Origin of the sequence: Actinoplanes oryzae, from assembly GCF_030757795.1 — a bacterium.
Classification (GTDB): domain Bacteria; phylum Actinomycetota; class Actinomycetes; order Mycobacteriales; family Micromonosporaceae; genus Actinoplanes.
In genome coordinates this window covers 1-8,449 of record NZ_JAUQWH010000259.1, presented here as the reverse complement: position 1 = coordinate 8,449, position 8,449 = coordinate 1, and the positions used below count along the sequence as shown (strand labels likewise).

The 8,449-nt window shown below is 73.0% G+C and carries 9 protein-coding genes; 7 read left to right on the top strand and 2 right to left on the bottom strand.

The features are described 5' to 3' along the window. Both RBH18_RS41690 and RBH18_RS41685 read right to left on the bottom strand, forming a co-directional pair. Positions 1-1,134 (bottom strand): IPT/TIG domain-containing protein (locus RBH18_RS41690; protein ID WP_306216037.1); only part of this gene is annotated, 1,134 nt, incomplete at its 3' end. A gap of 67 nt (positions 1,135-1,201) precedes the next feature. Next, a complete protein-coding gene (locus RBH18_RS41685) occupies positions 1,202-2,332 on the bottom strand; it encodes an IPT/TIG domain-containing protein (protein ID WP_306216036.1) in 1,131 nt (376 codons plus the stop codon). A 169-nt stretch (positions 2,333-2,501) separates the two neighbouring features. Here RBH18_RS41685 and RBH18_RS41680 point away from each other — a divergent pair, with 169 nt between their 5' ends. The 7 genes from RBH18_RS41680 to RBH18_RS41650 form a co-directional block, all read left to right on the top strand. Further along, entirely contained in the window at positions 2,502-3,299 is a 798-nt protein-coding gene (locus RBH18_RS41680) for a patatin-like phospholipase family protein (RefSeq protein ID WP_306216035.1), read from the top strand. Positions 3,300-3,356: 57 nt separating this feature from the next. Then, complete coding sequence (locus RBH18_RS41675; protein WP_306216034.1) at positions 3,357-3,956, top strand: sulfite oxidase-like oxidoreductase; 600 nt, start codon at positions 3,357-3,359, stop codon at positions 3,954-3,956. Then, entirely contained in the window at positions 3,956-4,690 is a 735-nt protein-coding gene (locus tag RBH18_RS41670; RefSeq protein WP_306216033.1) for a ferredoxin reductase, read from the top strand. Before RBH18_RS41675 ends, RBH18_RS41670 begins: the two co-directional genes overlap by 1 nt. Beyond that, positions 4,687-4,959, top strand: coding sequence for a DUF6510 family protein (locus tag RBH18_RS41665; protein ID WP_306216032.1), 273 nt, complete (start codon positions 4,687-4,689; stop codon positions 4,957-4,959). The genes RBH18_RS41670 and RBH18_RS41665 overlap by 4 nt, the downstream gene beginning before the upstream one ends. Before the next feature lie 30 nt (positions 4,960-4,989). Beyond that, positions 4,990-7,215 carry an RCC1 domain-containing protein gene (locus tag RBH18_RS41660; protein ID WP_306216031.1) on the top strand — a complete coding sequence of 742 codons (2,226 nt, stop codon included), beginning with the start codon at positions 4,990-4,992 and terminating at the stop codon, positions 7,213-7,215. 48 nt (positions 7,216-7,263) lie between these two features. Continuing rightward, positions 7,264-7,830: a TasA family protein gene (locus RBH18_RS41655; protein ID WP_306216030.1), complete on the top strand. Its 567-nt coding sequence runs from the start codon at positions 7,264-7,266 to the stop codon at positions 7,828-7,830. Continuing rightward, positions 7,815-8,449: signal peptidase I (locus RBH18_RS41650; protein ID WP_306216029.1), on the top strand; the 635-nt coding region annotated here is incomplete at its 3' end. The genes RBH18_RS41655 and RBH18_RS41650, both read left to right, overlap by 16 nt.

Here is an 8,449-nt window from a genome sequence, read left to right as displayed (position 1 = left end):
CTGTAGTTCTTCGTCGGCTCGCTGTAGGTCGAGGAACGCGAAGGCTGTCACGCTCGTCACCGGGCTGCTGACCCCGCCCCGCGTCACGACGACGGGGCAGACGCCCGCGGTCCCGCCGAGCGCGGCCACCAGATCGTCCAGCGAGGTCGGCGGCGTCGCGGCCGGGTTCGGCACGACCACCGAGATGCTGTTCACGCTCGTGGCGCCGGTGATCGGCGCGGGCAGCCCGCAGAAGGTGACCGCCAGCTCCGAGGAGGTGGCGCTGAACGAGGTGCCGATGATCCGCACCCGGGTCGCGGCGCCGATCTTCCCGGACGTGACGTCGAGCGAGCTGATCATCGGCGCGGCGACGACGGTCAGGTCGGTCGCGGTGCTCGCGAACGTCCGCGACACCGTGTTCTGATTGACGACCAGGCTCGGCGTGGCCGAGGCCAGCATCGACGTGCCGGTCCGCGCCAGCCAGTAGTTGCCCGGGCCGGCCGGCGCGCTGTTCACGGCCTGCACGGTGGTCCCGTCAGCCGCGAGGAACCCCACCGTGGTCAGCGCCTTGCCGTTCAGCGTCCCGCTCAGCGCGGCGGCACTGCGCCCGTCGAAGGCGAAGTCGGCGCCGGCCTTGATCCGGACGACCTGACCGCCCGCCGCGTTGAGCGCCTGCACCCGGCCGGCGAGGTCCAGCGCGGCACTGTTGTCGGTGACCACGGGCTTGTCCCCCACGTCCGCCAGCGACGGCGACGGGATGAAGGTCAGCACGGCCGCCTTCGTCGCGAGCACCGTGCTGCCGTCGGTCCCGTAGATCGTGACCGCCTCGGGATTGCCGCCGTTGGAGGCCGCGCACCCGCTCGCCGGCGTCTTCAGCGACAGCTGCGTGGAGCTGGTGACGATGAAGTTGTCCAGCTTGGCGCAGTTGGTGTCCCCGCCCAGCGAGACGCTGCCGATCAGCTCTTCGTCGAAATTGGTGCCGTTGACGGTGACCGTGCGGTTCGCCATCCCGGCCCCGACCTTGGCGGGCGTGACGGTGGAGATGGTCATGGCGGCGGCGTAGGCCGGGACGGCCGCCGCGATCAGGGACGCACCGGCCAGGAGGGCCGTGGCGGAGGCAGCCAGCCGCGACCGCCGCGTTGCGAGAAGCGACATGAGAAGTCCTTCCGAAGAAAACGGGCGGGCAGCCGAAGCCACCCGCCCGCCGTGAGAACTGCGCGGATCAGCGGTCCACGAAGGCGAAGAAGCTCGTGGGCGTGACCGGGCTGCTGGTCGTGACGCCGTTCTGGGTCTTCGAGACCACGACCGGGCAGACACCCGCGGTCGCGGTGCCGATGCCGGTGCCGGCCGTGCCGCTGACCGTGGTCGGCGTGGTGACCGTGACGACCGTGGCCGTCGAGGCCGTGACCGTGCCGGACACCCCGCAGAAGGAGACCGCCATGTCGCCGAGCGTCGTGCTGAAGTTGGTGCCGGTGACCTTCACCGTGGTCGCGGCGTTGACCTTGCCCGAGTTGACGTCGAGCGAGGTGACCGTGGGCGTCGACACGATGGTCGTGCCGGTGGCCGCGTTGAGGAAGTTCTTGGACACCGTCCCCTGCGTGATCGACAGCGTGGGGTCGGTCGACGCGGTGAGGCCGGTGGCCGTGCGGGCCAGCCAGACGTTCCCGTTGGCCGTCGGCGCCGCGGTGGCCGCCTGGGCCGTCCCGTCGGCCGCGATGAAGCCGACCGAGGTCAGCGGCTTGCCGCCGTACGTACCGGTGAGGCCGGCCGAGGCGCGGCCGTCGAAGGCGAAGTCGCTGCCGGCGGTGATGCGCAGCAGCTGCCCACCGGCGGCGTTGAGGGTCTGGATCTGGTCGGCCGTGGCGAGCTGCGAGCTGTTGTCCGTGATCACCGGCTTGTCCGCGACGGCGTCGAGCGAGGGCGGCGTCACGAAGGTGATGGCGCCCGTCTTGACCACATCGGCCGCACCGGTCGCGGACGGGTCGATGGTCACCGACTCGGCCGTGCCGTTCGCGGAGGCGGCACAGCCCGGCGCGGAACCCGTGGTGCCGACTCCGGGCGTCTTGACCGAGATCTGCGTCGCGCTGGTCACGACGTAGGTGCTGAGATCCTGGCAGTCCGTGTCGGTGCCGAGCGAGATGTCGGAGATGGCATCTTCGTCGAAGTTGGTACCGGTGATGATGACCACCCGGTTCGCGCTGCCGGCGGCAACCTTGGCGGGCGCGACACTGGTGATGGTCATGTCCGCGGCGAACGCCGGGGTGGCCGTGACGGCCAGGGTGGCGCCGACCACGAGGGTCGCGGCGGACGCTGAGGCAGCCAGCCGCGAACGCCTCGTTGCGAGAAGCGACATGGGGACGGGTCCTTCCAAACGTGAGACGGCAGTCCGTTCGGCGGCTGAAGCCCCGACCGACGTGACTGAAAGCGACCCCAATGTAACCGTCAGTTAGTCCGAGTGGACCCGATTTGCAGACGTTCGGAACCACGGTGGCAACCATTGGGACAGGGTGGTAGAAGAGCGCATGGAGAAGCGGGCGCTCGTGCTCGGGGGCGGCGGGGTCACCGGGGTGGCGTGGACGATCGGGCTGCTGTTCGGGCTCGCCGAGCGCGGGCGCGACCTCACCCGGGCGGATCTCGTCGTCGGCACGTCGGCCGGGGCGGTCGTGGCCGCGCTGCTGACCAGCGGGCGCTCGCTCGAGGAGCTCTACGAGCACGAGCGGACCGACACCTCCGGGGACCGCAACGCCGTCGTCGGGGTGCGGGTGCTGGCCGGGTTCGCGCTGGCGGCGTGGTGGCCGGGCGGCCGGGCGCGGCTGGGGCGGGCCGCGCTGCGGGCACGCACGGTCCCCGAGTCCGTGCGCCGGGAAGCCATCGCCGCCCGCGTCGGCCGCGACGAGTGGCCCGCCACGCGGCTCAGGATTCCGGCGGTCGAGGCGGCGACCGGGGCCGTGCGGATCTTCGACAACGACAGTGGCGTGTCGCTCATCGACGCGGTCGCGGCCAGTTGCGCGGTGCCGCTCGTGTGGCCGCCGATGACGGTGGACGGGAAGCGGTACATCGACGGCGGGGTGCGCTCGGTCGCCAACGTCGACCTGGCGGCGGGCCACCGGACCACGGTCATCGCCCCCGTCACGGCGAGTGGGCGGCGGGCGGGCGATCCGCGCGTACAGGCGAAGTCGATCAATGCGGTGGTGATCTCGCCGACCGATGCCGCGCTCACCGCGATCGGGCGGAACCCGCTGGACCCCGGCAGGCGCCGGCCGGCCGCCGAGGCGGGGCGGGCGCAGGCGGCGGAGGTGTCCGAACGGGAAGCGCGGTGAAGATCACCGTACGCGGGCAGCTGCCCGTACCCCCGGGAGTGCGGTTTACTGCTCCCCATGAGCATCATCAGTCCCGGGTTCGGCGGGCGGCGCCGTTCCTCCCGGCCGGATCTGCCGCCCGGCCAGTACCTCACCCATGACTTCCCGGTGCTCTCCGCCGGGCCCACTCCGCGCATCCCGCTCGACCGGTGGAGCTTCACGGTCACCGACGAGCTCGGCCAGAAGACGTCCTGGACCTGGGAGGAGTTCAACGCGCTCCCCCAGGAGGAGTTCACGGTCGACATCCACTGCGTGACGAAGTGGTCGAAGCTCGGCACCACGTGGAAGGGCGTCGCGCTCGACACCATCTTCGAGAACCTCGAGTCGACCGCCGACTACACGATGGTGCACAGCTACGGCGGCTACACGACGAACGTGCCGGTGGAGGATCTGCTCGACGGCAAGGCGTGGATCGTGCACACCTTCGACGGCGAGCCGCTGCACCCGGAGCACGGCGGGCCCGCCCGGCTGCTCGTGCCGCACCTGTACTTCTGGAAGTCCGCGAAGTGGGTCAACGGCCTGCAGATGATCCAGCAGGACGAGCCGGGCTTCTGGGAAGAGGCCGGCTACCACATGTACGGCGACCCGTGGCGCGAGCAGCGTTACCAGGGCGACTGATGGCACGTCTCGCGTGGCGCGCCGCCACGGTGGCGGAGGCCCGGTGGGAGACGGCCTCCGCCCGCACGCTCGTGCTCGACGTGCCCGGCTGGCCCGGGCACCTGGCCGGGCAGCACGTGGACGTGCGGCTGACCGCCCCGGACGGCTATCAGGCGCAGCGCAGCTATTCGATCGCGTCGTCGTGGCGCGAGGGCGGCAAGGTCGAGCTGACCGTGCAGCGCGTCGAGGACGGCGAGGTGTCCAGCTATCTCGCCGACGTGCTCGAGGTGGGTCAGCAGGTGGAGCTGCGCGGGCCGATCGGCGGCTGGTTCGTGTGGCGGCCCGCGAGCACCGCGCCGGTCCTGCTGGTGGCCGGCGGCTCCGGCGTCGTGCCGCTCATGGCGATGACCCGGGCGCGCGGAGACGTGCGTGGCCGGCAGCCGTTCCGCCTGATCTATTCCGTACGCACCCCCGAGGACGTGCTCTACGCCGACGAGCTGCGCCGCCGCGTCCGCGACGATCCGGGACTGGACGTGCACTTCGTCTACACCCGGAAGGCGCCCGAGGGCTGGCGTGAGCCGCCCGGCCGGATCAGCGTCGCCACCCTGAACACGCATGGCTGGCCGCCGGACTTCGCGCCCGACGTGTTCGTGTGCGGGCCGACCGCGTTCGTGGAGACGGCGGCCGACATCCTCGTCGCCCTCGGCCACGACTCCCGGAAGATCCGCACCGAGCGATTCGGGGGCACGGCATGACGTCGGAGGTCGACGGCAACGCCCTGGGCGGCGACCTGGCGGAGATCTTCGCCGTCGACCTGACCGGCGCCGCCGTCACGTGCGGGGGCTGCCGCACGGTCAGCGCCGTCGCCGCCCTGCTCGTGTGGGGGCCGGCGCCGGGCCTGGTCGCCCGCTGCCCGGAGTGCGAGGACGTCGTGCTGCGCCTGGTCCGCGGGCCCGCGCAGGCGTGGCTCGACATCCGTGGCGCCGTGAGCATCCGCATCCTCCTGAGCGCCCAAGAGTCTTAACCGGCCCGCGGAGGCGCCGAAGAGGGACGGGTGAGCGTCCGACGGGTGATCGCCGCGCTGGCGGTGACGATGCTGGTCGCGCTCACCCTGTCCGGGAGCCCGTCCGGCGCCGCGTTCTCCGTCACCACGCTCAACCAGGCCAACACGTACGCCGCCGACGGCCCGTACGGCCCGCCCGGAGCCCTCTGGTCGTGGGGCGACACCGGCGACGCGCAGCTGACCCCCGCCCGCATCGGCACCGACAGCACGTGGGCGTCCGTCGCGTCGGGCGACCACTACACGTGCGGGGTGCAGACGCCGGGCAGCCTGTGGTGCTGGGGTTCGGTGAACACCTCCGGCCAGCAGGGCTCCGGCGACACCACCGCCCGCCAGCTCCCCACCCGGGTCGGCACCGCCGCGTGGACCCAGGTGGCCGCGGGCGCCAGCCACACGTGCGGCATCCAGTCCGACCAGACGCTGTGGTGCTGGGGCGACGGCTCGCTCGGCAAGCTCGGTCAGGGCAGCACGACGGGCTACACCGCCCCGCGTCAGGTGACGTCCCCCGCGGCGACCGGCTGGGCGTCCGTCGCGACCGGCAATCAGTTCACGTGTGCCACCCGCACGGACGGGACGCTGTACTGCTTCGGGCGCAACGGCTCGGGGGAGATCGGCATCGGCACGACGTCGACGAGCCAGGCCACGCCGGCGCAGGTCACATCGCCCGCGGCGACAGGATGGACGAAAGTCGCGCTCGGTTATCAGCATGTCTGCGCGCTGCGGACGGGGAACAGCCTCTACTGCTGGGGTGACGGCGGCGGCGGGCGGCTCGGGACGGGCACCACCACCGGGGCGAGCGTTCCGCAACCCGTCACCGGCTCGTGGGCCGGCTTCGGGCTCGGCACCGACCACACCTGCGGCATCAAGACCGGCGGGACCCTGTGGTGCTGGGGTGTGGGCGCCGACGGACGCCTCGGGACGGGCACCACCACGGACCGCAGCACCCCGGCTCAGGTGGGTACGGCCACGACGTGGCGCACCGCCACCGGCAGCCACTACGCGACGTGCGGCACCCAGACCGACGACTCGCTCTGGTGCTGGGGCGACAACGCGTGGGGTCAGGCCGGCGTCGGCGACACCACGGACCGCACCACGCCCGTCCAGGCCGGGACCGGCGGCTGGCCCGGCGCCGGCCCGGGACCGATCGGCAACCAGTTCTGCGCCGTGCGCGCCGACGCCACGATGTGGTGCTGGGGCGATCTGCAGGCGGTGCGCTTCACGGCGTACCGGATCGGGCCGGAGGCGACCTGGACCTCCGCCTCCTCCGGCGACCGCTACTCGTGCGGCACCCGCACCGACGGCAGCCTGTGGTGCTGGGGCGTGAACACCAGCGGCCGGCTGGGCGTGGGCGACACCACCGCCCGCTACTCGCCCGCCCGCGTCGGCACCGCGAGCATGTGGAAGCAGGTCGCGACGGGGGCCCAGCACGCGTGCGCGGTGGGGACGGACAGCACGCTCTGGTGCTGGGGCGCGAACGGCAGCGGGCAACTCGGCATCGGCTCGACCACCGGGTACACCACGCCGCAGCCGGTGACGTCCCCCGCCGCCACCGGCTGGGCGGCCGTGACGGCGGGCAACCTGGTCACGTGCGCGACGCGGATCGACGGGACGCTGTACTGCTTCGGGCGCAACAGCTCCGGCGAGGTCGGCAACGGCACGACGGCCACGAGCCAGCCGGCACCCGCGCCGGTGACGACGCCGGCGGCGACGGGCTGGGCCACGGTCAGCGTGGGGTTCCAGCACGCGTGCGCCGTCCGTACGGACCGAAGCCTGTGGTGCTGGGGTGACGGCGGCGGTGGGCGGCTCGGCGTGGGCTCGACCGCCTCGTCGAGCACGCCGCGGCAGGTCGCGGACGCGACCTGGCTCGCGGTGGGGCTCGGCACCGACCACAGCTGCGCGGTCCGCGACCCGGGCACGCTCTGGTGCTGGGGTACGGGCGCCGGCGGCCGCCTCGGCACCGGCACCACCGCCGACCGTACGACGCCGGCGCAGGTGGGCACCGCCACGTCCTGGGTGACGGTGAGCGGCGGCAGCAGTCACACGTGCGGCACCCGCGCCTTCGGAACGGTGTGGTGCTGGGGCGTCAACTCGTCGGGACAGCTGGGCCTGGGCAGCGGTGTGGCGCAGCAGCTCACGCCCGCGCAGGTGACCGGCGTCCTGGGCCGGCCGGTCGCGTCCGGTCCCGTGGCCAACGCCGCGGCCGTCTTGACCACTCCTTGACGCACCCTGTTCTCAACCTGTGCGGGTGCGGGCCGATCGTGGCCCTTCGTGAAGAGCCGGGAACGCACCAAGGCAGCCGTGACCCTCAGCGCCGCGCTGGTCATCGGACTCGTGGCGGGTGGGGCGACCTTCTCCGCGTTCAACGCGCAGACCACGAGTACGGGCAACAGCTTCGGCGCCGGCACGGTGTCGCTGACCGACAACGACTCCGGCTCGGCGATGTTCACCGTGCCGGGCATGCGGCCGGGGGCGCCCGTCAGCCGGTGTCTCCAGGTCACCTACACCGGCTCGCTGCCCGCCGGCGTCAAGCTCTTCGGGGCCACGACGGGCGGCACGGGGCTGGAGGCGTACCTGAACCTGACCGTCACCCGGGGCACGATCGCCTCGCCGGCGTTCCCCGACTGCACGGGCTTCACGGCCGACAGCGGGGGCGGCGTGCTCTACAGCGGGACCCTCGCGTCCTACCCGAGCACCTACGCCGCCGCGATCACCGATCCGGCCGCCGCCTGGGCGACGAACGAGAAGCACGTCTACCAGTTCACGGTCGACGTCGCCGACAACCAGGCCGCCGAGGGCAGGACCGCGACGCAGACCTTCACGTGGGACGCCCGCTGACCCGGCGCGGAGCCGGCCGGTCGGCCCTCGGGTCGGTGACCACGGCGCTGATGGTGCTCACCGTCCTCGCCGCGGTGGTCGTGGCCGGCGGCCGGGTGCTCGGCGTCCGCACGCTCGTCGAGAAGTCGGACAGCATGTACCCGGCCATCGCCACCGGCGACCTGGTCGTCTCGCGGGACATCCCGGCGAGCGCGGCCGCCGCGGGCGAGGTCATCACTTTTCCCGACGTCACCCGGCCCGGAACCACGCTGACCCACCGCGTGGTGTCGGTGCGCCGGGCCGGCGACATCCTCGTCTTCGACACCCGGGGCGACGCGAACACCGGGCACGAGTTCTGGACGGCGGCGCCGGCGGCCACGATCGGCCGGACCGAGACGGTGATCCCGCGCGCCGGACTCGTCGTCGCGTGGCTCGGCCGACCGGTCGTGGCGGCGACCATGACCGGCCTCCTCGTCGCGGCGATCGTCCTCCTGCTGGCCGGCGCGCTCGGCCGCCGTGCCGGCGGGGTCAGTCGCGACGCCGGCAGGGTCGGCCGCGAAGGACACAACGAGCGCGACGCGGGCGGGATCGGTCGCGACGGACGCGACGCCGGCGGGGCCGGGTGCGGGCCGGGCTGCGG

Bases quoted from the DNA above. Each gene is read 5' to 3' on its own strand.
- RBH18_RS41685 (WP_306216036.1), bottom strand. From the start codon at position 2,332: ATGTCGCTTCTCGCAACGAGGCGTTCGCGGCTGGCTGCCTCAGCGTCC.
- RBH18_RS41680 (WP_306216035.1), top strand. From the start codon at position 2,502: ATGGAGAAGCGGGCGCTCGTGCTCGGGGGCGGCGGGGTCACCGGGGTG.
- RBH18_RS41675 (WP_306216034.1), top strand. From the start codon at position 3,357: ATGAGCATCATCAGTCCCGGGTTCGGCGGGCGGCGCCGTTCCTCCCGG.
- RBH18_RS41670 (WP_306216033.1), top strand. From the start codon at position 3,956: ATGGCACGTCTCGCGTGGCGCGCCGCCACGGTGGCGGAGGCCCGGTGG.
- RBH18_RS41665 (WP_306216032.1), top strand. From the start codon at position 4,687: ATGACGTCGGAGGTCGACGGCAACGCCCTGGGCGGCGACCTGGCGGAG.